The organism is Chryseobacterium turcicum (assembly GCF_021010565.1).
In the GTDB taxonomy this organism is placed as follows: Bacteria; Bacteroidota; Bacteroidia; order Flavobacteriales; family Weeksellaceae; genus Chryseobacterium; species Chryseobacterium turcicum.
This window is the reverse complement of sequence record NZ_JAJNAY010000002.1, coordinates 266,855-292,719: the sequence shown is the minus strand read 5'-3', so window position 1 is coordinate 292,719 and position 25,865 is coordinate 266,855. Positions and strand designations below refer to the sequence as shown.

The window sequence follows — 25,865 nt, the reverse complement described above, 5'->3', positions numbered from 1 at the left end:
GGGCAAAACGGTCGGGCTATTCAGGGCTACACTTCGTTTCGGTACTCCGCTTCGCTACGCACTCTCGCTTTCAGCGAGACCCTTACTATCCCTCACGCAAAGTAGACTTATTTCTCACTTATCTTACCAAAATTAGATGAGCAGGAATTCTTATGAATCTTATGAGCCTTGTCAAGGTTCAAAATCTTGACAAGGCTCATAAGATTAAGCATATCAAATAAAAATCAGCAAAAGCTTTATCAGAATCAATTCATTGACTTCACTCTTTGCCCATTTAAAGTATGCAGTTCCAAAGTAAATCTTTGCGCTAAAAAAGAACAACGATTAGCAACTTAAAACTAACCAAATAAAAAGCAAAACTATGATTCCAAAAACAATGAAAGCCGCCGTAGTTCAAGGCTACGGACAACCGTTAAAAATTATGGAAGTTCCGGTAAGAGAACCCGGAAGATATGAAGTATTGGTAAAAGTAATCGCTTGTGGTGTTTGCCATACCGATTTACACGCAGTAGACGGAGACTGGCCTGCAAAACCCAAAATGCCATTAATCCCTGGACATGAAGGTGTAGGAATTGTAGTGGCTTGTGGGCCGGAAGCTCAGGTAAAAGAAGGTGATGCAGTGGGAGTTCCTTGGCTGTATTCAGCTTGTGGATGTTGTGATTACTGCATCACAGGATGGGAAACTTTGTGTGAAGCTCAGAAAAATGGTGGCTATAGTGTAGATGGAGGTTTCGCAGAATATGTGATTGCAGATTCAAGATATGTAGGTCACTTAAAATCAGATGCCAATTTCTTGGAAATTGCACCTATTCTTTGCGCGGGAGTAACCGTTTATAAAGGATTAAAAGAAACTGAAACAAAACCCGGAGAATGGGTTGCCATCTCAGGAATTGGCGGGTTAGGACACGTTGCAGTGCAGTATGCAAAAGCAATGGGAATGCATGTAGCAGCTATTGATGTAGCAGATGATAAATTAGAGTTAGCTAAAAAATTAGGAGCAGACCTCGTGGTGAATGCAAAAAACACAGATCCTGGAAAATATTTACATAAAGAAGTCGGCGGAATGCACGGGGCATTAATCACGGCGGTCTCTCCTATAGCTTTCAAACAGGGGATTGATGTTCTCAGAAGAAAAGGTACCATTGCGCTCAATGGCCTTCCTCCTGGCTCATTTGAACTTCCTATTTTTGAAACCGTTCTTAAAAGAATTACCGTAAGAGGCTCAATTGTAGGAACGAGAAAAGATATGCAGGAAGCGTTAGACTTTGCCAACGAAGGTTTGGTAAAAGCAACCGTGACGGCAGCAAAACTGGAAGATATTAATGAAGTTTTCGATAAAATGAAAGCCGGACAAATTGATGGCAGAATTGTTTTAGACATTGCTGGCTCTGCAAGCTAGGAGTATATTGAAGTTTAGTGGAACCTGACAATTTTATGTTGTCAGGTTTTTTTAACTTTATAAATACAATCTCATAGTTATTATTTCGAAGAGCGAAGTGACGAAGCAATCTCAAAAAAATATGGATTGAAACAATTACTTACAAATCCAAAGAAGCTATTTTGGACGATTGTTTAATTTAATTAAGATTAGATTTTTACTGAATGACAAACTGTGTTAAACTTGAATGAAAATAATTTTAATTCCAATCAATAAAATGAAAATATAATGGAAACAAAAAAAATATCCAGACTCTCAGTTACAGAAAAAGCCCTCGAGTTGATTTGGGAGTTAGAGAAAAAACATGGCGATTTGATGTTTTATCAGGCAGGAGGATGTTGTGAAGGTACACAGCCACAATGTTTCGAAAAAGGAGGCTACTTTCCAAGAATGAATGATGCTATGATTGGAACCATCAACGGACACGAGTTTTGGATTGACCGTGACCTTTTCGAATATTGGCAATACTCCCATTTTACATTAGATATTTTAGACGGTTTCGGACCTGGCGGATTTTCTTTAGAAACACCTTTAGGTAAAACGTTTAAAGTTCATTATCGATTGTTTACTCCTGAAGAACTTCAAAACTTGGAAGAGGTAAGGCGAAGTGAATAATATCTGCTCAATCAGCAGAATCTGCGAGATAGAAATTAAAAAGTGTCACGCAGATTATTAAGCTATAAAATCATTAGTGAAGATTTGTGCTAAAAAATTTGTGCAATTCGTGTTAAAAAAAATCAAACCTTCACAAACCGATTGACAAACATTGCCGCTACAATATCGCCAACAGCATTTAAAACTGTTGCCAAAGGATCTACCAAAGTTCCGATAATGATGACTGCAGGAATGGCTTCCTGCGGTAAACTGTACACCGAAATCATCAGCATTTCACCAATATAACCACCGTTTGGAATTCCTCCGGCAACGATACTTACAAAAACAGTAATTCCTAAAGCTAATAAGAGATTAGAGGGCTCGAAAAAATCTCTTCCGATAATCTGAAAAGCGACATATATTTTAATAATCGAAGACATTGACGAACCATTTTTATGCAACGTCGTTCCAATCGGGATGACTAAATTAGCAATAGAACTTGGAATTCCTATTTTTGATGCAGCTACTAAATTGGTGGGCATCGTTGCAAAACTGCTGCAGGTACTCAATGCTGTTAAAGTTGGGAGAATGGCATTTTTCCAGAAACTTTTTATTCCGGTTTGTCCGTTTGCCATAAAAGCATAGAGTGTAAAAAATACAAAGAAGTAGATAATCCCTGCGACGTAATATAAACCAAGCGGTTTAGCATAAAAACCAAAAAGCTGAGGTCCTAATGTGGCAACCTGATAGGCGAAGTAAGCTCCCAAACCAATGGGTGCAATTTTCATAATCATTAAAAGAAGCTCTTTCATCACTTCATACCCTGAAGCAATAAAAACTCTGAAAGGTTTCCCGTTTTCACCGGATTTTCTGGCTGCAAAACCTGTGAGGAAGGCAAAAATAAGAAGAGCCAACATATTTTTTCGTGAAAACAATTCGGTAAACTCACCTACGGTAAAGAAACTTACAATTCTATCACCCCAATTTTCTTCTTTGGAGGCTTCAGTAATCAATTCTGTACTTCCTGAGATCGATGAAACTGGGAAAAGATACACGGCACCGATTGTAAAAATGGCCGCAATCAATATGAAAAAAAGAAATGTGAAAGACATCACCAGAAGAATTTTACCAAACTTCGATTCCTGCTCAAGAGAAGCAATAGAATTGGAAACGGCAAAAAATACAAGCGGTACGACACTTACAAAAAGAAGATTAAGAAAAATATCACCTAAAGGCTTTATGTACTCAACGATTTGAGGAGCAACAATACCGATAATACTTCCAACGGTAATTCCCACAAGTAAAAGCAAAATTCCTGAGTAGTTTTTTAAAACTTCTTTCATAGGTGGATATTTATTGTTTTTTTTAAGTTGGTATCATGTATCTCCATTAAGATTCGAAATTTCAAATCGACAATGATGATTTCAGGGCTAATTTTTATCAAAGATAGATTTATTTTTAACAATTTCTTAGATAGATATTTGCCTTAATTTTTCTAAATTTGAGTAAACATTCCCTTCTATGGCTTATATAGATTATTACAAAATTTTAGGCGTAGACAAAAGCGCAACGCAGGACGATATTAAAAAAGCGTACCGAAAACTAGCAAGAAAATTGCACCCAGACCTTAATCCAAACGATAAAGAGGCTGAAAGAAAGTTTAAAGAACTGAATGAAGCCAATGAAGTGCTCAGCCATCCCGAAAATCGGGCTAAGTACGATAAATATGGTGAACATTGGAAGCATGGTGAAGAATACGAAAAAGCGCAGCAACAACAAAGACAGCAATATCAAGGCGGAAACTACAGTGGTGGATTTTCTGGTGCTGATTTTGGTGAAGGCGAAGATTTTTCAGACTTTTTCCAAAGTATGTTTGGCGGCGCTGCAGGGGGTTCTAAAAGAAGTTCGCGCGGAAGTGCTTCCGGAAAGTTTAAAGGGCAGGATGTGCATGCTGAATTAAGTTTAAACTTAAAGGAAGCAGCAAAAACGCATCAGCAAATTTTCGATATCAATGGTAAAAAGGTAAGAATTACAATTCCTGCTGGGGTTTATGACGGTCAACAAATTAAACTGAAAGGGCATGGAAGTCCAGGTTTCAACGGTGGCCCAAGCGGAGATTTGTATATTACTTTTACAATCATTCCTGATTCCAATTTTGAAAGGGTAGGTGATGATTTGAAAACGAAAGTTACCATTGATCTTTATACTGCTGTTTTAGGTGGAGAAGTCACGATAAACACGTTAGAGGGAAGTATTATTAATCTAAAAGTAAAAGAAGGAACCCAAAACGGAGCTACTGTAAGACTAAAAGGAAAAGGCTTTCCGGTCTATAAAAAAGAAGGGCAATCTGGTGATTTATTTGTGACCTATGATGTGAAATTACCAACCAACCTTACCGACAAGCAGAAAGAACTTTTCGAACAACTTAAAAATTCCTAAGCTATGAGTGAAAGAATATCACGCGAAGAACTCGTACAGATTTATAATATAGAAATTACTTTTTTTGATGAATTGGTAGATTCGGGCTTGCTAAATATAGAGACGGATAATGAAATTCGCTATCTGATGTATGAAGATCTTCCTACATTTGAGCGGTTTGCCAATTGGCATTATGACCTTGAAATAAACCTTCCCGGTTTGGAAGTCATCAACAGCATGCTTCAGAAAATGAAAAATTTAAATCAGATAAACCGTGAATTAATGCAAAAACTTTCAGCGATAAGTAATCAATATGAAGATATTTAATTTAGTTTTGTAAACTTTTACAACTTATCACCATGACTAGAATGAACGACGACAAAACCATTAATTTAAATATCACTAAAAAAGATTTTGAAGAAATTTATCTTCATGGAAACCAAGGAAGTCTCTTTTTCTCACCTACCGTGAAAGGAAAATTGATTACCACCGTAATTGTCGCTGCGATTTTGTTGATTTTATTTTACTTTAAAGATGATTTAAGCAAAGAGAAATTCGGAATTTTATATTTTGTGAGTTTTCTTTTCCTGCTTTGTGCGGTCTACTTATCTTTAGCGATCAATAAGGTTTCAAAATGGAAAAAAGAAGTGGTGAAATATCTTAAAACCCTTGAAAATACAAAGATTTACCAGATTCAGTTTAATGCTAAAGTTTTTAAAGTAAACCTTAACGATAATAAAGAAACCAGTCTTTGGACGGAGTTTACCACTGCCGAAATCAGTGATAAATTTATTGGTTTAGAAGGGAAATTCAATTATATGTTTCCAAGAAAATCGATGCAGGAAACAGACTTCGAATTACTGAAACAGGCAGTAGAGAAAAATGTTTTGAAATAAAATTCGTGCATTCGTGGCAAAAATATAGGATTTCAAACTTCCACAGATGTACAGATTTTTTCAGATGATCGGTAATAAAACCTGTGTAAATCTGCGGGAAATAAAATAAATTGCCACGAATACACGAATATTTTTATTTAAATAAAAAACTCAGAGCAAACACTCTGAGTTTTGTTGTATAATAAGAAGTTGATTAATCTAACCAACCCATTTCTTTCATCCATTCGTCGTTGTAGATTTTCCCAACGTATCTTGAACCGTGATCATGAAGAAGTACCACAACGATATCATCTTTTGTAAACTGATCTTTCATCTGTACCAAAGCTGCCATTGCGCTTCCTGCAGAATATCCGCAGAAAATACCTTCTTCTTTTGCCAGTTTTCTTGCGTAGATAGCACCGTCTTTATCGGTTACTTTTTCGAAATGGTCAATCACAGACATATCGTAATTTTCAGGAAGAATATCTTCACCAATACCTTCTGTAATGTAGCTGTAAGCATTTTCTAAATTAATTTCTCCTGTTTCGTGAATTTCTTTTAAGATAGAACCATACGTATCGATACCGATTACTTTAATATCAGAATTTCTTTCCTTAAAGAAAGTTCCACAACCTGTAACAGTACCGCCCGTTCCGGCTCCAGCCACAAAATGAGTTAGTTTTCCTTCCGTTTGTTCCCAAATTTCAGGCGCTGTAGACTCGTAATGAGCCGCTCTGTTTGATAAATTATCATATTGATTAACGTACCATCCGTTTTCTGTTTCTTTTGCCAATCTCTTAGAAACTGAATAATAAGAACGTGGGTCTGTAGGTTTTACGTCTGTAGGACAAACAATCACTTCAGCTCCAACGGCACGAAGAATATCACATTTTTCTTTTGACTGTTTTGCGTTGGTTACAAAAATACATTTGTAGCCTTTGATGATGGCTGCCAAAGCCAATCCCATCCCTGTGTTTCCTGAAGTTCCTTCAATAATAGTTCCTCCCGGTTTTAGTCTTCCGTCTTTTTCGGCGTCTTCAATCATTTTCAGAGCCATTCTGTCTTTTACAGAGTTTCCAGGGTTGAAAGTTTCTACTTTTGCCAAAACCAATGCCGGGAAATCTTCACCCAAAACTTTATTAAGCTTTACAAGAGGGGTATTTCCTATGGTTTCAAGTATATTTTCTGCGTATTTCATATGGAGATTTTATTGTTTTTTATGGTCATATGGTATCGCTTAACATGATGAGCTTTTGTGATTTAAAAGTGCATACGGCGATTTCATATGTCGCTTTTATTGTTTCTTTATAGTCATATGTTATCGCTTATCTTCGTGAGCTTCTTTGATTTAAAAGTCTACACAGCGATTTCATAAATGTTTTTTCTGCGTGGCAAAGATACATTTTTCAGATAATTAATAATTAAAAATGAAGGATTAATAATATTTCAACAAAACTCTCCAACGCTCTTACACTTCAACTTAATCAGGAGCTTTTTCCCGCTTTCCGTTACAATCCTTTTTTGAAAAAAAAGATTGTAACGGAAAGCGGGGCTAAGATAGTCGTCTTCGTTAGAATTATTTACCATTGCGAGCAAAATTAGTGAGCAATAAAATATCCACTCACTTTGTCATTCTGTAAGAATCTCTACACCGGAAAAACAAAATAATTGTCTAGATTCTACGAAATGACAAACTTTACACAAAACAACATTTAGAATTTGTAATTAACAATTAACAATTAATTATACTTAATCGCTTTTACAGGAGAAATTTTACTAATTAGGTAACTTGGAATCACCAAAGCCAATCCGGAAATAATTAAAATTCCCACCGAAATAGAAATAATAATCCACGGATTAAGATCTACAGGAACTACACTTACATAATAATTTGTAGGATTTAGCTTAATAATTCCAGTGTATTTTTGTGTAATTAAAAGTCCAAGACCAATCAGATTTCCAAACAAAAGCCCAGGAACCATGATGATTAAAGTATAGTTGATAAAAGTAGCTCTGATTTGTCCGTTGGTGGCACCTAAAGTTTTAAGCAAGCCAATAGAATTGGTTCTTTCGATAATCAGAATCAGCAAAACCATAATGATATTAATGATGACTACCAAAAGCATAATCGAAATAATAATACCGATGTTGGTGTCGAAAAGGCCAATCCAGTCGTTGATTTGCGGATATTTATCGGTTGCTTTTTCTGCATAATTTTTATACCCAATATATTTTTCAACCAATGGGAAATCTTCATCTATAGTATTGATGTTTTTAAAGAATACATCCAATCCTCCAATTTCATCAGGCTTCATATCCTGAATTCTTCTCACATGATTGATATCGCCTACTACAAACTGGTCATCAATCATTTTGATGTCAGTTTTATAGATTCCTACCACTTCAAAATTTCTGTAAATAGGCTTTTGATCGGCTTTTGAGAAAACAGTAACAATGCTGTCGCTTACTTTCAGATGCAAGTCATTGGCTATTTTTTCTGAAATTACAACACCGTTATTATAACCTTCACCATTCAGAAAAGGAGTTTTTCCGGCTGTTAGAAATTTCTTAAATCTCAAACTGTCAAAATCTTTACCGACACCTTTAAAGATAATTCCGGCAAAACTGTTCTCATTACGCATAATTCCGGTTACCATTGCATATCCTTGTACTGCTGCAACATCAGGAAGTGCTTTGATGTTTTTAATATCCAATCCTTGGCTGTCTAAAACCGAAGTGTTGTAAGAAGAATTTGACTTGGTAGATTTTACTGTAATATGACCGCTGAAATCTCCCAGCCTTTCTTTAATCGCTTTTTTAGAGCCCAATCCCGTAGAAACAGTGATGAGGGAGACGATAATTCCCAACGCCACAGACAGCCTGCCGATGAAGATGATAACCCGAGAAAGGTTATTTTTGTTATCTTTGGAAAACGCTATTTTTCGGGAGAAATATAATGGAAATTTCAAGCTTATGAATTTAAATTTCAAAATTAAAACTTTAGTTCTTATTTGCCTAATTTTTTTAGGAGTATTCAATCAATATTATTCTCAGGCATCAGATAATGATGGTTTTAAAACCGGTGCAGATCAACCGGAAAAGTATCTTGGGCTTTTGAAAAATAAAAAAGTTGCGGTTGTAACCAATCAAACCGGGCTTGTAATAAGAGCGAAATACACTGATGTTAAACAAAACAATTCAACAGGTGGTGCAAAAGGAATCAAAATAGATACTTTAAGCATTGTCGATTTTTTAGTTGAAAATAATATCAATGTAAAGTCTATTTTCGCACCCGAACATGGTTTTAGAGGAGATGCTGATGCTGGCGAAAAAGTGAAAAATGGAGTAGACGTAAAAACGGGAATTCCGATTGTATCTCTTTATGGACCGAATAAAAAGCCAAAACCAGAACAGTTAAAAGGAATTGATGTCATTGTTTTTGATATTCAGGATGTTGGCGTGAGGTTTTATACATACATCTCAACTTTAACGTATTTGATGGAAGCTGCGGCTGAAAATAATGTTGAAGTAATGGTTCTGGACCGACCAAATCCTCATGATGGATATATTGACGGACCTGTTTTAAAGAAAAAATGGGAAAGCTTTGTAGGAATGCACGAAGTTCCTGTGGTTTACGGTTTAACTATCGGTGAGTACGGAAAAATGGTCAACGGTGAAAAGTGGCTAAAAAATGGAGTACAGGCAAAATATACTTTGATACCGATGTTGAAATATCATAAGAAAAAGCGCTATGCTATTTTAGATAAGCCTTCTCCGAATTTGCCTAACGATAAATCGATTAATCTGTATCCAAGTTTATGTTTCTTTGAAGGAACTCAAGTGTCTGTAGGACGCGGAACTAATCTTCCGTTTCAGATATACGGTTCACCATGGACAAAAGATTTACCTTACCAATTTACGCCAAAGCCCAATTTTGGAGCAAAAGACCCTTTCCTGAATGGTAAATTATGCTACGGAGAAAATCTTTCAGACTATTCTCACGATTTACGAAAAATCAATTTAGAATGGTTAATCAAGGCGTATAAAAATTATAAAAACCCTCAACAGGACTTCTTTTTGAAAAACCTTTTCTTCGATACTTTAGCAGGAAGCGATGAATTAAGAAAACAAATTATCTCAGGAAAATCCGAAAAAGAGATTAAGTCATCTTGGAAAGCAGATATTGAGAAATTTTCAAAAATCAGAAGTAAATATATTGTTTATGAAGATTAGTTATTAATGTAAAGTTGTTTTGTGATGATATACTTAGGCCATTTCGAATGCGTATAAATGTCATGATTTTAAAATATATTTTCTACAAATAGTTTGTATATATTTGCATTGTACAGAATGAAAAAATCACTTGTCATATTTCTTTCATTGTTTTATTTGGTATTGGCTTCGGGCTTTACCCAATATTCGCATTTATGCAAAGAAATGGCGAGTAAAATGTATAGTTTTACCAATACTCAGGATCAAAATCAAGACAAACCTTGTCCTATTTGTTCTAAAAAGGATAAAGACCTAAAAGAAAAAAAGAAAGGTTGTTGCCAACACGAAGCTCAATTTGTAAAAGTAGACGACAGCGTAAAAAAGCAAAATAGTTTTGATTTTTCGGTCAAGTTTTTCGGTGATGCTATTCCTAATAAAATGTTGGGAGCGGTTTTCGATGTAGAAACAATCTTATCAGATACCGAAAAAAACACTTATTCTTATTCTTCGAAAGTCCCTATTCAGGGCAATCCTCTTTATATTTTACATTGCGTTTATAGAATTTGATTTTAGACTAAAAATCTAATAAAGCAGTTTCGATTTCTCGATTCTGCCCTACATTTTTATGTCTAATTTCTAAATTTTATATACAATGAAATTAAAACTCATTGCATCTGTTATTTTAGTATCATTTTGCTATTCAAATAGTTATAGTCAGGTGTTAAAACTAGAAGATGCCCTTTATCGTACACAAAATCAATACGATAAAATAAAAGTTAAGCAACAATTAGTTAACGCTTCGGCTCAAAATACCGCTTTTCAAAAGCAGCAATATTTACCCGATTTTACCCTTTCGGCACAACAGAGTTTTGGAACTATCAATGTACAGCACGGTCCCATGTACGCTTATGGAGGATTGGCTTCTGCAGCGACATCAATGCCTTTAGCAGAACAAAATTGGAATGCTGCCTTTGGTTCACTTTACTTCGCAAATATCAATTGGAATGTATTTTCATTCGGAAGAATTAAAAATCAGGTAGAATTGGGAAGCAAAAAAGAACTAACTGCCAAAGCCGATTTGCAACAAGAAATCTTTCAGCAACAAATAAAAGTAAGTGCTGCCTATCTCAATTTACTGGCGAGTCAGCGCATGAAGTTTGTTCAGGAAAAAAATGCAGAACGGGCACAGGTTTTTTACGAAATGACCCATGCCCGAGCTAAAAGTGGATTGATTCCTGAAGTTGATGCGCAATTGGCAAAAGCAGAATGGTCTAATGCTAAATCTATGCAAATAAAAGCTTATGATAAAGAATTAGATTGGTCTAAACAGCTTGCGGTATTGATGAATGACGATTTTAAAACCTATCAATTAGATAGTTTATATAGTACATCGCTTCCCGAGAAACTGGTGACAACGCCAGAAAATAATAGTTCAAAACATCCGTATTTGCAGTGGCAGCAAAGTCAAATTAATGAAAGTGAACAAAATGTAAATGTTTTAAAGTCTCATAAAAAGCCCAATTTATCGGCATTTGGTGTTATTCAGGGGCGAGGTTCTGGTTTTGAATCAAACTATGTCCAAGACAATTCAGCCTATTCTCCAAGTTATTTAAAAGGGGTAGGAATTGACCGAGGTAATTACCTATTAGGAGTTTCACTTAGCTGGAATATTACGAATGTTTTCCGTTTTAATACAAAAATAAAAGAGCAGCAATTCTTAACTCAATCTTTGCAGCACACGTTTGATGCACAACAAAAAGAACTAAAAGCATTGTCTCAACAAGCTGATGAACAGCTCAAGAATGCCTATCTCAATTTTGATGAAACCGAAATTCAGTTAGAAGCCGCAGCTTTGGCGCACAAACAACAAACAGCTTTGTATGAAAATGGCTTAAGTACTTTGGTTGATTTTACCCAAGCATTATATGGTTTAAACAGAGCTGAAATTGATTACGAAATCGCCAAAAACAATGTGTGGCAAGCTTTATTACTATTGGCTTCTGCGCAAGGAGATATTCAGGTATTAACACGATAATCTATTAAGAAATTTCAATATGAATATGATAAAATTTGCACTGCGGAAACCCATAGCGATTATGGTTTTGGTGCTTGGATTGCTGTTTTTTGGTTTAAAGGCAATCAAAGAAATCAAGGTAGATATTTTACCCGAAATGGATTTGCCGGTGGTGTATGTTGCCCACTCTTTCAATGGGTATACTCCACAACAAATGGAAGGTTATTTTACCAAAATGTATGTCAACATGATGCTTTTTACCAATGGTATCAAGACCATCGAATCTAAAAATACACAAGGACTTACCCTGATGAAAGTTACCTTTTATGAAGGAACGGAAATGGGGGAAGCGATTGCTACGATTAATGCTTTGTCAAACCGTTCGCAGGTGTTTTTACCTCCTGGAGCACCGCCACCATTTATTATTCGTTTTGATGCATCATCTCAGCCGGTTGGTCAATTGGTTTTCAGAAGTAATACCAAAACCAATAATCAATTACAGGATATTGCCAATTTTAATGCGCGTCCGTTTTTGATTAAAATTCCGGGATTGACGACTGCGCCACCTTTTGGAGGTAGCCCACGTACTATTGAGGTAAATATTGATCCGTATAAACTTCGGTCGCATAATTTATCTCCTGAGCAAATTGTAGAAGCAATCAGTCGTAATAATATTACATCACCTTCGGGAAATATGTATATCGGGGATAAGAATTATTTAACACCCACCAATAATACGGTAAAAGAAGTGTCCGAATTGGGTGATATTCCTATTTTCAAAGGTTCTGTTGATAATGTGTACATCCGTGATGTAGCCACGATAAAAGACGGTGCTGATATTGCTACGGGCTATGCCTTGATTGATGGCAAACGCTCGGTATATATCAACATTGCCAAAGCCGGAAATGCCTCAACTTTAGATGTCGTGAATACTTTGAAAAAAGAATTGCCTAATATTCAAAGAAATATGCCTGATGATGTCACTATTTCATACGAATTTGATCAGTCGGTTTATATTACGAATGCATTAAAAAGTTTGGTTGTAGAAGGTGTTTTAGGAGCTTTGCTTACTGGTTTAATGGTGCTTTTATTCTTGAATGACCGTCGTGCTGCTTTAATTGTGATTATGACGATTCCTATTTCAATTATTTCGGGAGTATTATTTTTAAAATTATTCGGACAAACCATCAACATAATGTCGCTTTCAGGTTTGGCATTAGCAATTGGAATTTTGGTAGATGAAAGTACGGTAACCATTGAAAACATCCATCAACATTTTGGCAAGGGTAAAACAAAAGCGCAAGCTATTTGGGATGCGTGTAGAGAAATTGCGTTCCCAAAATTGTTGATTATGCTGTGTATTTTGGCGGTATTTGCTCCGGCTTTTATGATGACAGGTATTCCGGGTTCTTTATTTATGCCACTGGCGTTGGCAATTGGTTTTTCTATGATTGTTTCGTTTTTATTATCCCAAACGTTTGTTCCGGTAATGGCAAATTGGTTGATGAAACATAATAGTGACCATTGCGATAATCAGGCACATAAAGAAGATTGGTTTTCAAAATTCAGAAATCGTTTTGTGAATTTTTTGACAAAGCTTACTCAATACAAGAAAATTATTGTCAGTTTGAGTTTGGCTTCGGTGTTGGTCGCTGCATTTGCTTTATATCAAATCACTGGAAAAGATGTGTTGCCAACATCCAATTCAAAACAATTTCAGGTGCGAATAAAAGCTGCTGAAGGTACACGAATAGAAGTGACGGAAATGAAAGTGAAAACATTTTTATCACATCTGAAACAAAATGTAGGTGAAGATAATATTGCCATTTCATCGGTATTTGTTGGTCAGCATCCATCGACATTTGCAGTGAGCCCGATTTATTTGTACAACGCTGGTCCACATGAAGCTTTGATGCAAGTGGCTTTGAAAGATTTTAAAGGAAATTCGGATGAGTTGAAAGATAAGCTGAGAGCTTATTATAAAGAAAAAATGCCCGAGCTGTCTATTTCTTTTGAGCCAATAGAATTAACGGAGAAAATTTTGAGCCAAGGTACCAATACACCGATTGAAATTAGGGTGTCGGGAATGATGAAAAAGATGAACCGGATGTACGCCAACAAATTATTGGCAAAGCTCAAAGAAATCGAGTATTTACGGGATCAGCAAATTCCACAGTCAATGGATTATCCCGCGATGCAAATTAATATTGATCGTACACGTGCTGCACAATTAGGTTTAGACGTTCAGGATATTGCGAAGTCATTGGTGGCGGCTACTGCTTCTACACGTTACACTAACAAAAACTTTTGGGTAGGCGGAATGATGGGAATTGCTTATGATGTACAAGTGCAAACCCCACAAAATAGCCTGAATAGCAAAGATGAGTTGGCAAATTTACCATTGAGTAAAAATTCAGACCGACCTGTTTTAGGTGATGTAGCGACTATTACTCCAACAAAGGAATTGGGTGAGAGTTACAATTTGGGAACAATGGGCTATACGACCGTAACAGCCAATTTGTATAAAAAAGATTTAGAACAAGCGTCTAAAGATGTACAATCTGCTATTGCTTCTTTGGGTGAACTGCCTAAAGGGGTTAATATTGAGCTTGCAGGAATGGCTCCAGTTTTAGAAGAAACATTATCCAGTTTAGCTACAGGATTGCTGATTGCAGTTTTCGTTATCTTTTTAATGCTCGCAGCCACTTTCCAATCGTTCCGAGTGTCCATCGTTATTTTATCAACGGTACCATTTGTTGTCGTGGGGGCTTTGTTGATGTTAAATATTACCGGGTCTACTTTAAATCTTCAATCGTACATGGGCTTAATTATGTCTGTAGGAGTGTCGATTGCGAATGCTGTATTGCTCATCAGCAATGCCGAAACATTAAGAAAATCAAACAGTGATGCTATCCATTCGGGAATTGAGGCGGCTAGATTGCGTATTCGTCCAATTATCATGACCACTTTAGCCATGATAGCGGGTATGTTGCCTATGGCGATTGGTTTTGGTGAAGGTGGCGATCAGATTGCGCCTTTGGGAAGAGCAGTTATTGGTGGATTGTTATTTTCTACATTTTCGGTGTTAATTATCCTCCCATTGGTGTTTGGCTGGATGCAGAAAAAATCAAGTATCATCTCTCTTTCATTAGATCCTGAAGACGAAAACAGTATTCATTTTATCAAATCAAATTCATAAAACAATGCAATTAAAAAATATAATTCCTTTTGCGGCTTTAATGCTTTTAGCAGCTTGCAATACCAATGAAAATAAAGATAATCATCAATCTAAACCAGCTATGGAAGGAATGGGAATGATGAATATGATGGAGACGATTGAGATTTCGAAATCTAATCCGTTGGTTCCTTTAAAATTAGCCGGTGAATTAAAACCGTATGAACAGACCGAATTGTTTGCAAAAGTAAACAGTTATGTAAAACAGATTAAAGTTGATATTGGCGATAGAGTATCTAAGGGACAAATTTTGGTGGTTTTAGAAGCTCCTGAAATTGTTTCACAAATTGCCAATGCAAAGGCAAAAGTACAGGCGCAAGAAGCGATTTATCTATCTACCAAAGCGACTTATAATCGTATGCTTAAAGCTGATGAAACCAAAGGTGCTGTTGCTAGAGATGCGGTAGACCAAATTAAAGCTCGTAAACTTTCTGACGAGTCGCAATTGGCTGCAGCTCGCTCAGCTTACAACGAAATTAGAAATATCAATGATTATCTAGTTATAAGAGCACCTTTTAGCGGAATCATTACCGATAGAAGCATCGATTTGGGAGCTTATGTTGGCCCTATGAGTAAATTGCCCCTTTTGGTAATTGAAAATAATCAGAAACTACGATTGAATCTTTCGGTGCCGGAAGCGAATACACCTTATATTAAAATAGGGGATACCATTCGGTTTTATGTACGTTCACAACCGCAAATCAAACATATGGCATTGGTAAGTAGGAAATCGGGAAGTTTGGATGAAAAACTTCGTTCAGAAAAAATGGAAGCTGATTTTATCAATAAAAATAATGTGTTGAAACCTTATATGGTAGCAGAAACAAGCATTCCATTACAAAATACCGAAGCTACATTCTTTGTTCCCAAAATGGCTGTAGTAGAAAGCGGAATGGGCATTTATGTAATTCGGGTAGAAAATGGAAAGACCAAAAATATTCCTGTTAGCAAAGGCAGAATGATGGATGATAAAGTAGAAGTTTTTGGAGAGTTATCGCAAGGAGATAAAATTTTAAAAATGGCTTCAGAAGAAATCGTAGAAGGAACTGCTGTTCCTCATCCAGCTAAAAATAATTCTAAAAAATAATTGAAAATGAAAATAATTCTTAAAACACTAAGTATCGTAGCATTGGCTGCGATACTAGTTACAAGTTGTGAAAGTAAAAAGACGGAAACAACAACTGCAGTCACAGAAAATAAAGCGGTTTCTCAAGAAATTGTTCAAAAAAATAATCCTGAAAAAGGAAAAAATGTACCCAGCAATATGGTCTGTATGGTGAATGATGCCTACATGGGAAAAGAACAAATTGAAGTTCCTTTTGAAGGGAAAATGTACTACGGCTGTTGTAATATGTGTAAAGAAAAAATTCCGAAAGATGAAAGTGCTCGTTACGCAACCGACCCGCATTCATTGAAAAAAATAAGTAAAGCTGATGCTTATATCGTGGTTATTGGCAATAATAATGAAGTCGCTTATTTTGAAAGTGAAGGTAATTATCAGCAGTTTTTAAAAGAAAATTCATAATGTTTTTTACAAAAGCTGATTAAACTAATTTTTGTTTAACCGCAAAAGCATCAAAAGAAATGATTGGAAAAAGAGAAGTTCAAAAGTTTACAAAATGTTTTTTTTACTTTATCACTTTTTTTGTTAGCTTTTGGATGACTTATCCATTATAAAATCTTTTGTCACTTTTGCGGTTAAAAAAAATGTCATGCTCTAAAATTATTTAGATATTCAAAGCTCTCAAAAAAATAAAAATCAGATATTTTTTTGAACTTATATGTTCTTTTTTTATTTTAAAAATAAGCTATAATAGAAATATCTAAATCTTTTGTGCCTTTTATAGTTAAATAAAAAGTTTACAATTAGCTGCAAGAAATTGTGGCTAATTGTTATTAATCATTAAATTTAAAGAGTGATTTTTAGATATTGATTACTTGTTGTATTGTTATTTTTAATCAGTACTTTTATGTTTCTTCATTTGTTTACAACGAAAATATTTACAGGACATTCAATTTTATACCATTAAACTCATTAAAAACCAATGCCAGGATTAGAGACGAAAATCATTGATAAAAAGCAACAATTGCAAACCATAAAAGCATCAACGGATATCAATTTTAGTGTTGAAGATGAGGTTCGTACCTATGTTCCCAATTATTCTATTGCCATAATTGATGGGAGTGCTTCTTTTTCATTAGATTTTAATGAATATAATATTAATGGAAAATATATACTTTTTTTATCCCCGTATCAGCTTTTAAAATGGGATTCCGGGAATTTGAAGAGTATTCGCTTCTTACAGTTCCATGGTGATTTTTATTGTATTGAATATCATAAAGCTGAAGTTGCATGCAATGGAATATTATTTAATAACATCTATGATAAGCCTTATATTTCTATTGAAAATGATTTTTTTGATGAAATGATGACGCTTTTTGATAAGATTGATGCTTTTGAAAATACAGCAGTAGATTATGATTTATCTATTGTGAAATCATATCTTCAGCTTATACTCGCTCTATGCAGTAAGGAAAAGCAGATAGAAAATAAGCACATTGAAACAACTGTTAATAAATCGGATGTTTTAAATTTAAGCGAGATGCTTAATACGTATGTTGCTTCATCAAAATCAGTTTCTTTCTATGCAGAGCAGTATGGTTTATCGGTGAACGCATTTAGTAAAAAAGTGAAGAAATATTATGGGAAAACTCCCTCAAAACTTATTCAGGAACGCTTGATATTAGAATCAAAAAAACTTCTTCATCTCACTTATAAAAGCATTAAAGAGGTTTCTGCAGAACTAGGTTTTGAAGATGAATTTTATTTCAGCAGATATTTTAAAAAAGCTGTCGGAGTCTCTCCAAAAACTTTTCGTAGAGAAGTAGGTATATCTATAGTAGCTGAAAAATCTATGTAATATCCACATTTGTCCATTTTTAAGGAAGAAATTAGGTTGTACTTTTGAGGTGATTTAAAAGGTACTAAAAATGGAAAAATTTCTTAGATTATTTGTAAGTTCTCAAAACAGATTTATCAACCTGATGCGTATAGCTATTTTTATCGTAATGGCCTGGATTGGCGGGTTAAAAGCCTTTCCTTACGAAGCTGACGGAATTGTTCCATTTGTTACTAATAGTCCTTTCATGAGTTTCTTTTATAAGTACAGCGGTAATAAGGCCACCAACGAAAAAGGCAAAGAAGTTGCAGAATACACGCTTTATAAGAATCCGGAAGGTAAAACTGTTCAGAAGAACGTAGACTGGCACGCGCAAAACAATACCTATATTTTTTCCTACGGATTAGGATTTGTTATTCTGATGATTGGGATTTTAGTGTTATTAGGCATTTGGTTTCCTAAAATTGGCTTTTGGGGAGGTTTTTTAACGGCTGGAATGTCATTAGTTACTCTTTCTTTCCTTATTACAACGCCTGAAGTTTATGTGCCTAATCTGGGCGGGGATTTTCCAACACCCCATTATGGTTTTCCTTATTTATCAGGAGCCGGAAGGTTAGTGTTAAAAGATATTATCATGTTGGCGGGAGGTCTTATCATTGCTTCTGAGGCTGCAAAAAGAGCTCTGCAGAAAGTAAATTGATAACTGAAAATGGCTCAATCGCAAAACCTGGGGAGAAAAATAAAAATACTTAATTTTGGGGTATGATTAACGATGCCGGGCTACTCAAATTATTATTACCAGAATATTTAATCGAGCACTTCGATATTATAAATTTTGAAGAAGAAAACAAAATTTTACATCTTTATTTCGAAGAGAAAAGTAGGATTCCAAAAGAGTTTTCTTCTTTAACCTTGTATTCCAAAGGTTTTTTAGAAGAAATTACGGTGGATGATTTTCCGCTTCGTGGAAAAACCGTAAAACTCCACATCAAACGAAGAAGGTGGACAGACACGAAAACGGGGAATATTCTCCAAAGAGATTGGACTCTTATTGCCCAAGGAACACGCATGACACAAGATTTTGCCGAGTTCTTAAAAAAAATCTGCCGATGCTAAAGCCTTGTCCTGCAAAACCATTGGAGAGCTTTACGGTGTGGAGGGCAGAAAATTTCAAAGACAGTACAAACATTCCCTCAGCGATTTTAAAAATTGGGAGCAAAAACCGCACGCCGAAGACTGGATTTTGCATCCTCAAAATATTTCAGAGCAGCTCTCTCTGGATGAAGTTGCCCTTTCTGATGGCGAACTCTATACCGTTCTCACCTCAAAAAAGGGAAAGGGTAGAAAAGGCTCAATTGTAGCCATTATCAGAGGAATACAGAGTGAAACAGTAATTGAACATCTTTTTAAAATCAACAGAAAATTAAGAATAAAAGTAACGGAAATTACTTTAGATATGGCTGGGTCTATGAAACTTATTGCCAAAAAATGTTTTCCTAATGCAACACCGGTTATCGATCGCTTCCATGTTCAGAAACTCGCCACAGAAGCCCTTCAGGAAATAAGGATTAAGCATCGCTGGCAGGCCATTGAGCAAGAAAATAACTTGCTCACGGAAGCGAAACAAAAGAAGCGAAAACCTATAATTAAAGTTTTTGAAAACGATGACACCCGAAAGCAACTTTTAGCAAGAAGCAGATACCTGCTTTATAAAACTAGAGAAAAGTGGACTTTATCACAAAAACAAAGAGCAAAAATCCTATTTAAGGAGTATCCCGATTTAGAAAAGGCGTACAATTTATCAGATGGGCTCAGGAAAATTTATAATCAGAACATTCAAAAATCTGTCGCTATGTTAAAGTTAGTCCATTGGTTTAGAGAAGTGGAAGAATCTGGATTTAAATCCTTTAATACCTTAACAAAAACTATTATGCATAACTACAACGGCATTCTCAATTATTTTAACCAGCGAAGCACAAATGCTTCAGCAGAATCTTTCAATGCTAAAATAAAAAACTTCAGGTTACAACTTCGAGGCGTAAGAGATAAAGTATTTTTCCTATTCAGATTATCAAAACTTTTTGCCTAGTCCCCAGGTTTTGCGATTGAGCCTTGAAAATGTAGAAACCGTTCTAAATAAATATGAATGCATAAAAAAAACCACCTGTAAAAGGTGGTTTTGTGGTTTCTCCAGGAATCGAACCAGGGACACATGGATTTTCAATCCATTGCTCTACCAACTGAGCTAAGAAACCATTTATCTTAAGTGTGATTGACTTCGTTGTTTTAACTGGGTGCAAAAATATGTTTTTTTTTAATGTGATGCAAGTTTTTTACCTAATTAAATGTAATTTTATACCGATTTAATTAACTTTTTTAATTTCTAGTTTGATTATCAATTGATTGTATTTTGCTTTTATCGCCTGTTTTTTTAATACTTTCACATGAATGGTAAATTTACAATTGATGATTAAAGAATTAATCAAAGTGCTGCGGCGGATTCTTATCATTCTTTCCTTTATTTAAAATAAAAAGTCCGATTGATAATCCGATAACACCTGCAAAAGCAGTCATTAATGCACGTTCCATTTTATCAGCTTCCTCATTTCCCAGATAATTCATTAGAAAAAGTATCGTAAAAGTAATGATAGATATGATGATGTGGTTTCTTCCGAATAGTTTCATGTTGTTGTTGTATTATTTTAATCTGTAAGAAATCATTACGCCTCCTCTGTAAGGCATTAATTCGCCGCTTCTGTTGTAGCCATCTGCGCTGTCGTATCTTTCTCCACTACCACGTACGTACCCTTTGTAAAAATCCTGAGAACTTCCTATTCCTGCAAAAATATCCATATTCCAATTTTTAGCTAATTTGAATTGATATCCTCCTTCAACACCAAATAAAATAGAATATCCTTTTTGGTAAAGCTGAGAATTGATGTAATTACTAGGAATCCCTATCTGTGCATCTACATAAACATCATCATTCCAATAGTTTGGTTTTTGTATATTATAAACTCCCATAGATATATTGGCGCCTACATGCCATCCTTTGAAAGCTTCGTTGAAATAATATCTTCCTTCAATAGTTCCCATGTAAACCTGAGCTTCGTGTCCTGCAAAAGACTTCCAAGGAGATATTAAAACATCACCTTGCAAAGTGAATTTATTGTTGAGTTGGTATTCTAATCCTGCGTGCACTACGCCAATTGGGATGAGTAATGCATTTCCTTTTATATAAAGTTTTTTCTCAGATTCCTGGTTGATTTCCTGCTTCTGATTCTCCTGTGCATTAATATTCATTCTTGAAAATATACCTAAAACTGCGATAAAAATTTTATACTTCAAAATGTAAGCTTATTTAATTTGATTTAATAATGTCTGAGCTAAATTCGCATCTTTACCAGATTGATTTGCTATATTTTTAGACATTTCAGCAAAGTTTTTAGCTAAATCTTTATTACCTAAATTAAAATAAATTTTAGCTAAAATATAAGTGTTCTCTGATGTTTCGCTGCGCATAACAGATTTTTCAGCCCATTCTGCGGCTTTTTTCAAAGAAGATAGAGTCTTGATGTGGTCAGAGAATATCCAAGCTGCTTTTAATAGCTCATTAGGCTCAAATGAATCTGAGTGTTTATAATAATCTAAAGCTGCTTTTTCGTATTCCGGGAAATTAGCATTTTGTTCGTAGTACGCTAGTTTGGTCTGATTAAGTTTTGTTATAGCAGCTTCTTTTCCAACCAAAGGTTCTGCGGTTTTTAGAAAATAGGCATCATTGATTTTTTTATTTTTACTATCAATAGATTCTTCAACAACTTTACCTAGTAAAAGCTGATTGTTAAATTCATTATAATTTTCTTCAGGTAAAAATTTGAGAATTTCAGATTTTCTGGCAACAAAAGTTTTGTAATTTGAATCTTCTGATGATTTTAAAAAGTAAAATAAAAGTCCGGCATCGTCTTTTGTGAACTCTTCATTGTTTTTTTTGTTTTCAAAATATCTTTCAGAAGCTTTTTTTGCAAATTCGTAGTCTGAACTTGACGTGAGCTTCATGATATTAATCAAAAAATCTTTGTCTTTTTCTCCATTAGCAAAACGTTCTTTCAAAGAGCCTTTTTTATTATTTGGAGAGTTTATTTCTTGGGCCATTGCCAAAAACAAACCTTCCTCCATGTAGCCATAGTTCTGCGAAACCAATTCGCCATCACCATTCAAAAACAAATAGGTAGGATAGGAGCGTACGCTGAATTTTTGGGCTATTTCTCGTCCTTCACCTTTTTCCATGTCGATTCTTGCGTTTACAAAGTTTTTATTGTAAAAATCACCGACAGATTTTTTGGTGAAAACATTTTTTTCCATCATCTTACATGGTCCGCACCAAGAAGCGTAGGCATCGATGAATACAAGTTTATTTTCCTTTTTTGCCTTAGCAACAAGATCCTTGAAAGGAATGTCTTGAAATTTAATTTCGTCTTGCGCTAAAATAATAATATTGATAAAAATAAATAATCCGGAGATAATCTTTTTCATTTTGAATATAAATTTAAAAAAGCGAAGATACTTAATTTTGATTTTATATGAATAACGAAACCTTTGTAAAAACAAAAAACCACCTGTAAAAGGTGGTTTTGTGGTTTCTCCAGGAATCGAACCAGGGACACATGGATTTTCAATCCATTGCTCTACCAACTGAGCTAAGAAACCATTATATGTTTGTATGATTTACTTCGTTGTTTTAAAGTGATGCAAAAGTAGGAAGTTTTCGTATATGAAGCAAGTATTAATCGAACTTTTTTGCTAATAAATTAAAACCTACTGATTCTCAGTCTGATTATTTTCTTGTTCTTTTCTTATCTGCTCACTCATTTCCTCCAAAACAGGCTTAATCGTACTTTCGGGAAGATCGCTAATTCTGATATACATCAATCCATCAATGGCGTCATTGAAGTTAGGGTCTACATTAAAGGCAATAACTTTTGCATTTTGCTTAATGTATTTTTTAATCAAAACAGGCATTCTCAATTCAGGTTCAAGATCATCGATGATTTTATCTAATTTGTTTAAATCAGATTCCATTTCATCCAGAAAAAGATGTTTATCACGATCTCTGAGTTTTACTTTAAAGTCATTACGTGGGGTAATGTATTGAGCTACAGCAGAATCGTAATAATTAGAACGCATAAACTCAATCATCAAAGATTTAGAAAATTCTGAAAATTTATTAGATATACTTACACCTCCCATCAAGAACTTATGGTCTGGATTTCTTAAGCAAACATGTACAATACCACGCCATAAAAGGAATAGAGGAAGGGGTTTTTGCTGATATTCTTCACAAATATAAGCACGGCCCATCTCAATTACTTTTTTGAAAAACGGATGAATATCTTGTTCAAATTCAAAAAGAGAACTCGTATAAAAGCCTTTAATCCCGAATTTTTTCATCACATCTTTACCTAAAGCCATTCTGTAGGCACCGGCTAATTTTTCTGCGGCATTGTCCCACAGAAATAAGTGATGATAATGTTTGTCATACTCATCAAGGTCAAAAGGAAGATTACTTCCTTCACCCACGGCACGGAAAGTAAGCTCTCTTTGTCTTCCAATTTCCCTCATTACTGAAGGGATTTCTTCGTATGGTGTAAAATAAATTTCGTAGTTACCGTTACTAAATAGCATTTTGTCGGTTCCACGAAGCTTAGAGATGTCTTTTATGATATCTTCCTTCGGAGTTTCGTCAATGATATTCTGAACAATGTTTTCCTCTCTTAATAAAGGGAATTTTACATATAAATTTTTGAGATTAATAGCTTGGGCTAGAGATTTTCTTTTTTCATAATAAGATTTCATCATATAAACCTTACGTTTCAAAAACTCTCCCAGTTCCTCAATATTTTCCATCTCATCCATTACCTTTACCGTAATAGGTTTTCCTATTCTGATACGGATTGGCTTTTCGCGGTCATTCATCATTTCCGCAGGAAGCATAATGGTTTGTAAATTAGGATGAATCTTGGCTACCTGATAAAAAAGAGTGCTGTTTTTAGCATGGAAATACATTGGGACTACTGGTACTTTTGCCATTTTTATCAGCTTTAAAGCAGGTTTCTCCCATTCTCTGTCTAAAATTTCTCCGTAAGGATTGTTTTTGTTTGAAACTTCTCCCGCCGGAAAAATTCCTACACAACCCCCATTTTCAAGATGCTTTAGCGTCTCTCGCATTCCGGTTGCGCTGTTTCGTACTTCTTTCCTTCCTTCAAAAGGATTTACGGCAATGACAAAAGGTTCCATGGGTTTTATTTTTTCTAAAAGAAAATTTCCCATTACCTTAAAATCCGGACGCACTTCTGAAAGGATTTTGCACATCAAAATACCATCAATCGCACCCAATGGATGATTAGAAACCAATATGAAAGGGCCTGTCTTTGGTATTTTTGCTAAATCTTCTTCAAAAGCAACATAGCTCAAGTTTCTCTCTCTTACGAAAGAATCGAAAAAATCTTTACCCTCTTTGTCTTTCAGCTTATCATAAAGTCTGTTGACTTCATTTATTTTTGCAATGCTCATTACAGCAGATGCCACAGGATTCTTAAGAAATCCTATTTTATGCAAGCCGGAAGCTTTGATTAAATCATTTTTCGAGATTAAGCTCATGTGTGTTTACTCAGAATTTATTTATAGTGTTACCATTTGAAGTGTGTTTTTGGAAATCTGTTCCAATAATACACTTTTTTCTTGGTAAAATTTGTCGATGTTCTCCATTTTTGCATTTCTTACAGTAAATAAAGATACATTTTTTATGATATCTGTTTTAAAAATTTTCTGAAGCTCATTATTAAGCTCCTCAATTTTAAGGAATTTATCTTCAAGACACAACGCCAAAGAAATTGCAGAATTCTGCATCAAAGAAACTTTGATTTTATATTTGGCTAAATTATTGAAAATTAAACTCATGTGGTCTTCTGCAATGAAAGAGAAATCTCGTGTAGAAATTTTAAGCAACGTTTGATTGCCTTTTAAAATATAAGATTCTTCACTTTGATTTTTTTCAGAGTCACCAACTTTAGTTCCTTCTTTTGTAGGGTCTACAAAAGATTTTACATAAAAAGGAATGTTTTTTTGTTGAAGGGGTTGCAATGTTTTTGGATGAATAACACTTGCTCCAAAATAAGCCAGTTCTATAGCCTCTTCGTAAGAAATATTAGATAAAAGGGTAACATCTTCAAAGATTCTTGGGTCTCCGGTCATCACCCCTGGAACGTCTTTCCAAATGGTCATTGCGGTAGCATTAAGACAATATGCAAAAATAGCAGCAGAATAATCTGAACCTTCTCTTCCTAGGGTTACGGTAAAATTGTTGTCATCAGAACCTATGAAACCTTGGGTTACATAGCAAATGTCAGGATTTAAATTTGATATAAATTCTTCCGTTTTTTGCCAATTCACAATACCATCTCTGTAAGAGTCATCAGTTTTTATGTAGTCTCTTGCATCAAGCCATTGATTGGTAAATTGTATATCATTTAGATATTCACTTACAATTTTAGTAGAAATCATTTCTCCGCAACTTACAACTTGGTCATACACAAAATTATAATTGGGAGATTTATTTCTTCTTAAAAAAGAAACAATATCATCAAAAAAAAGATTGATTTCTGCAAAAACTGCATGATCTTCCGAGAAAAGCCCCTTGGCTATTTCAATGTGTTTCTGTTTTATATGTTCTATTTCAGTTTGGTAGTTGTCTTTTTTGAAATACAATTCTACTACTTTTTCCAGCTCATTAGTGGTTTTACCCATTGCTGAAATTACAAGTAGACATTTTTCAAAACGCTGGCTGCTAAGAACCATTGATACATTTTTTACACTCTCTGCATCTTTCACAGATGCGCCTCCAAACTTGAAAATTTTCATTAAATTGTTAAGAATAAAATTGTTAGATACTAAAACATTGAATTTTTTTTCGGACGTCAAAATTATGCAATTACGATGAGATATGAAATAGCATGGAGCCAGGATTGAATTAAGATTTAATTAAAATCGAAGGAATGCATAAGAAATATTTGCCGTTTAAGAACATAATTTGGGAGTGTACAGTGTTAATAAATTACGCAATATATGGGGTGATTTGTTTTTTATAATGTTGATTAATAGTGTGTAAGCTCTTTTGTGAGAA

Annotated in this window: 23 protein-coding genes and 2 tRNA genes; 15 read left to right on the top strand and 10 right to left on the bottom strand. The window is 34.8% G+C overall.

Annotation, left to right across the window (positions count from 1 at the left end; translation table 11 throughout):
- Positions 1-361: 361 nt before the first annotated feature.
- Entirely contained in the window at positions 362-1,399 is a 1,038-nt protein-coding gene (adhP, locus tag LO744_RS16115; RefSeq protein WP_230671159.1) for an alcohol dehydrogenase AdhP, read from the top strand.
- Positions 1,400-1,666: 267 nt separating this feature from the next.
- The gene (locus LO744_RS16110; protein WP_230671157.1) at positions 1,667-2,053 is read left to right on the top strand and encodes a DUF779 domain-containing protein; all 387 of its coding nucleotides are present in this window, start codon (positions 1,667-1,669) and stop codon (positions 2,051-2,053) included.
- A 122-nt stretch (positions 2,054-2,175) separates the two neighbouring features.
- On the opposite strand, the gene LO744_RS16105 is transcribed toward LO744_RS16110, so the two are convergent.
- On the bottom strand, positions 2,176-3,375 hold the full coding sequence (locus tag LO744_RS16105; protein WP_230671155.1) for a dicarboxylate/amino acid:cation symporter: 1,200 nt from the start codon (positions 3,373-3,375) through the stop codon (positions 2,176-2,178).
- Between the two features lie 178 nt (positions 3,376-3,553).
- Between LO744_RS16105 and LO744_RS16100 the strand changes: the two genes are divergently transcribed.
- Genes LO744_RS16100 through LO744_RS16090 form a run of 3 tightly spaced genes read left to right on the top strand, consistent with a single transcriptional unit; the run spans position 3,554 to position 5,346 of the window.
- Complete coding sequence (locus LO744_RS16100; RefSeq protein ID WP_230671153.1) at positions 3,554-4,471, top strand: DnaJ C-terminal domain-containing protein; 918 nt, start codon at positions 3,554-3,556, stop codon at positions 4,469-4,471.
- Positions 4,472-4,474: 3 nt separating this feature from the next.
- Positions 4,475-4,777 carry a chaperone modulator CbpM gene (locus LO744_RS16095; RefSeq protein ID WP_230671151.1) on the top strand — a complete coding sequence of 101 codons (303 nt, stop codon included), beginning with the start codon at positions 4,475-4,477 and terminating at the stop codon, positions 4,775-4,777.
- A 32-nt stretch (positions 4,778-4,809) separates the two neighbouring features.
- The gene (locus tag LO744_RS16090; protein WP_230671149.1) at positions 4,810-5,346 is read left to right on the top strand and encodes a hypothetical protein; all 537 of its coding nucleotides are present in this window, start codon (positions 4,810-4,812) and stop codon (positions 5,344-5,346) included.
- Positions 5,347-5,539: 193 nt separating this feature from the next.
- Here the strand turns inward: LO744_RS16090 and LO744_RS16085 are convergent, their stop codons facing one another.
- Both LO744_RS16085 and LO744_RS16080 read right to left on the bottom strand, forming a co-directional pair.
- Complete coding sequence (locus LO744_RS16085) at positions 5,540-6,523, bottom strand: PLP-dependent cysteine synthase family protein (RefSeq protein ID WP_230671147.1); 984 nt, start codon at positions 6,521-6,523, stop codon at positions 5,540-5,542.
- Between the two features lie 541 nt (positions 6,524-7,064).
- Entirely contained in the window at positions 7,065-8,294 is a 1,230-nt protein-coding gene (locus LO744_RS16080; protein ID WP_230671145.1) for an ABC transporter permease, read from the bottom strand.
- 4 nt (positions 8,295-8,298) lie between these two features.
- Here LO744_RS16080 and LO744_RS16075 point away from each other — a divergent pair, with 4 nt between their 5' ends.
- The 10 genes from LO744_RS16075 to LO744_RS16030 all read left to right on the top strand — a co-directional run bounded on the left by LO744_RS16075 (position 8,299) and on the right by LO744_RS16030 (position 19,775).
- Positions 8,299-9,558 carry an exo-beta-N-acetylmuramidase NamZ family protein gene (locus tag LO744_RS16075; RefSeq protein WP_230671143.1) on the top strand — a complete coding sequence of 420 codons (1,260 nt, stop codon included), beginning with the start codon at positions 8,299-8,301 and terminating at the stop codon, positions 9,556-9,558.
- A gap of 117 nt (positions 9,559-9,675) precedes the next feature.
- Positions 9,676-10,104, top strand: coding sequence for an HYC_CC_PP family protein (locus LO744_RS16070; RefSeq protein WP_230671141.1), 429 nt, complete (start codon positions 9,676-9,678; stop codon positions 10,102-10,104).
- An 85-nt stretch (positions 10,105-10,189) separates the two neighbouring features.
- Positions 10,190-11,572, top strand: coding sequence for a TolC family protein (locus tag LO744_RS16065; RefSeq protein ID WP_230671139.1), 1,383 nt, complete (start codon positions 10,190-10,192; stop codon positions 11,570-11,572).
- 19 nt (positions 11,573-11,591) lie between these two features.
- Complete coding sequence (locus LO744_RS16060) at positions 11,592-14,750, top strand: efflux RND transporter permease subunit (RefSeq protein WP_230671137.1); 3,159 nt, start codon at positions 11,592-11,594, stop codon at positions 14,748-14,750.
- Between the two features lie 4 nt (positions 14,751-14,754).
- Positions 14,755-15,873, top strand: coding sequence for an efflux RND transporter periplasmic adaptor subunit (locus tag LO744_RS16055; protein ID WP_230671135.1), 1,119 nt, complete (start codon positions 14,755-14,757; stop codon positions 15,871-15,873).
- A 6-nt stretch (positions 15,874-15,879) separates the two neighbouring features.
- Positions 15,880-16,311 carry a hypothetical protein gene (locus tag LO744_RS16050; RefSeq protein ID WP_230671133.1) on the top strand — a complete coding sequence of 144 codons (432 nt, stop codon included), beginning with the start codon at positions 15,880-15,882 and terminating at the stop codon, positions 16,309-16,311.
- 520 nt (positions 16,312-16,831) lie between these two features.
- Positions 16,832-17,707: an AraC family transcriptional regulator gene (locus tag LO744_RS16045; protein ID WP_230671131.1), complete on the top strand. Its 876-nt coding sequence runs from the start codon at positions 16,832-16,834 to the stop codon at positions 17,705-17,707.
- 70 nt (positions 17,708-17,777) lie between these two features.
- Positions 17,778-18,386 carry a DUF417 family protein gene (locus LO744_RS16040; RefSeq protein WP_230671129.1) on the top strand — a complete coding sequence of 203 codons (609 nt, stop codon included), beginning with the start codon at positions 17,778-17,780 and terminating at the stop codon, positions 18,384-18,386.
- Between the two features lie 62 nt (positions 18,387-18,448).
- Complete coding sequence (locus LO744_RS16035) at positions 18,449-18,802, top strand: ISAon1 family transposase N-terminal region protein (RefSeq protein WP_230669284.1); 354 nt, start codon at positions 18,449-18,451, stop codon at positions 18,800-18,802.
- Positions 18,803-18,806: 4 nt separating this feature from the next.
- Positions 18,807-19,775 (top strand): ISAon1 family transposase, encoded by a 969-nt coding sequence (locus LO744_RS16030; protein ID WP_230671125.1) that lies wholly within the window; start codon positions 18,807-18,809, stop codon positions 19,773-19,775.
- A gap of 93 nt (positions 19,776-19,868) precedes the next feature.
- Here the strand turns inward: LO744_RS16030 and LO744_RS16025 are convergent.
- The 7 genes from LO744_RS16025 to LO744_RS15995 all read right to left on the bottom strand — a co-directional run bounded on the left by LO744_RS16025 (position 19,869) and on the right by LO744_RS15995 (position 25,603).
- Positions 19,869-19,941 (bottom strand) — tRNA-Phe (locus LO744_RS16025).
- Between the two features lie 223 nt (positions 19,942-20,164).
- Positions 20,165-20,371: a hypothetical protein gene (locus LO744_RS16020; protein WP_230671121.1), complete on the bottom strand. Its 207-nt coding sequence runs from the start codon at positions 20,369-20,371 to the stop codon at positions 20,165-20,167.
- 12 nt (positions 20,372-20,383) lie between these two features.
- Entirely contained in the window at positions 20,384-21,034 is a 651-nt protein-coding gene (locus tag LO744_RS16015; protein WP_230671119.1) for a DUF3575 domain-containing protein, read from the bottom strand.
- A 9-nt stretch (positions 21,035-21,043) separates the two neighbouring features.
- A complete protein-coding gene (locus LO744_RS16010) occupies positions 21,044-22,219 on the bottom strand; it encodes a thioredoxin family protein (protein WP_230671117.1) in 1,176 nt (391 codons plus the stop codon).
- A 101-nt stretch (positions 22,220-22,320) separates the two neighbouring features.
- A tRNA-Phe gene (locus tag LO744_RS16005) sits at positions 22,321-22,393 on the bottom strand.
- A 108-nt stretch (positions 22,394-22,501) separates the two neighbouring features.
- Positions 22,502-24,343 carry a lysophospholipid acyltransferase family protein gene (locus LO744_RS16000; RefSeq protein WP_230671115.1) on the bottom strand — a complete coding sequence of 614 codons (1,842 nt, stop codon included), beginning with the start codon at positions 24,341-24,343 and terminating at the stop codon, positions 22,502-22,504.
- 21 nt (positions 24,344-24,364) lie between these two features.
- Complete coding sequence (locus LO744_RS15995) at positions 24,365-25,603, bottom strand: aspartate kinase (protein WP_230671113.1); 1,239 nt, start codon at positions 25,601-25,603, stop codon at positions 24,365-24,367.
- Between the last annotated feature and the right edge of the window lie 262 nt (positions 25,604-25,865).

What these genes read in the sequence shown, in the direction of transcription:
- adhP (WP_230671159.1), top strand. Translation starts at nt 362, where the DNA reads ATGATTCCAAAAACAATGAAAGCCGCCGTAGTTCAAGGCTACGGACAA.
- LO744_RS16110 (WP_230671157.1), top strand. Translation starts at nt 1,667, where the DNA reads ATGGAAACAAAAAAAATATCCAGACTCTCAGTTACAGAAAAAGCCCTC.
- LO744_RS16105 (WP_230671155.1), bottom strand. Translation starts at nt 3,375, where the DNA reads ATGAAAGAAGTTTTAAAAAACTACTCAGGAATTTTGCTTTTACTTGTG.
- LO744_RS16100 (WP_230671153.1), top strand. Translation starts at nt 3,554, where the DNA reads ATGGCTTATATAGATTATTACAAAATTTTAGGCGTAGACAAAAGCGCA.
- LO744_RS16095 (WP_230671151.1), top strand. Translation starts at nt 4,475, where the DNA reads ATGAGTGAAAGAATATCACGCGAAGAACTCGTACAGATTTATAATATA.
- LO744_RS16090 (WP_230671149.1), top strand. Translation starts at nt 4,810, where the DNA reads ATGACTAGAATGAACGACGACAAAACCATTAATTTAAATATCACTAAA.
- LO744_RS16085 (WP_230671147.1), bottom strand. Translation starts at nt 6,523, where the DNA reads ATGAAATACGCAGAAAATATACTTGAAACCATAGGAAATACCCCTCTT.
- LO744_RS16075 (WP_230671143.1), top strand. Translation starts at nt 8,299, where the DNA reads ATGAATTTAAATTTCAAAATTAAAACTTTAGTTCTTATTTGCCTAATT.
- LO744_RS16070 (WP_230671141.1), top strand. Translation starts at nt 9,676, where the DNA reads ATGAAAAAATCACTTGTCATATTTCTTTCATTGTTTTATTTGGTATTG.
- LO744_RS16065 (WP_230671139.1), top strand. Translation starts at nt 10,190, where the DNA reads ATGAAATTAAAACTCATTGCATCTGTTATTTTAGTATCATTTTGCTAT.
- LO744_RS16060 (WP_230671137.1), top strand. Translation starts at nt 11,592, where the DNA reads ATGAATATGATAAAATTTGCACTGCGGAAACCCATAGCGATTATGGTT.
- LO744_RS16055 (WP_230671135.1), top strand. Translation starts at nt 14,755, where the DNA reads ATGCAATTAAAAAATATAATTCCTTTTGCGGCTTTAATGCTTTTAGCA.
- LO744_RS16050 (WP_230671133.1), top strand. Translation starts at nt 15,880, where the DNA reads ATGAAAATAATTCTTAAAACACTAAGTATCGTAGCATTGGCTGCGATA.
- LO744_RS16045 (WP_230671131.1), top strand. Translation starts at nt 16,832, where the DNA reads ATGCCAGGATTAGAGACGAAAATCATTGATAAAAAGCAACAATTGCAA.
- LO744_RS16040 (WP_230671129.1), top strand. Translation starts at nt 17,778, where the DNA reads ATGGAAAAATTTCTTAGATTATTTGTAAGTTCTCAAAACAGATTTATC.
- LO744_RS16035 (WP_230669284.1), top strand. Translation starts at nt 18,449, where the DNA reads ATGATTAACGATGCCGGGCTACTCAAATTATTATTACCAGAATATTTA.
- LO744_RS16020 (WP_230671121.1), bottom strand. Translation starts at nt 20,371, where the DNA reads ATGAAACTATTCGGAAGAAACCACATCATCATATCTATCATTACTTTT.
- LO744_RS16010 (WP_230671117.1), bottom strand. Translation starts at nt 22,219, where the DNA reads ATGAAAAAGATTATCTCCGGATTATTTATTTTTATCAATATTATTATT.
- LO744_RS16000 (WP_230671115.1), bottom strand. Translation starts at nt 24,343, where the DNA reads ATGAGCTTAATCTCGAAAAATGATTTAATCAAAGCTTCCGGCTTGCAT.
- LO744_RS15995 (WP_230671113.1), bottom strand. Translation starts at nt 25,603, where the DNA reads ATGAAAATTTTCAAGTTTGGAGGCGCATCTGTGAAAGATGCAGAGAGT.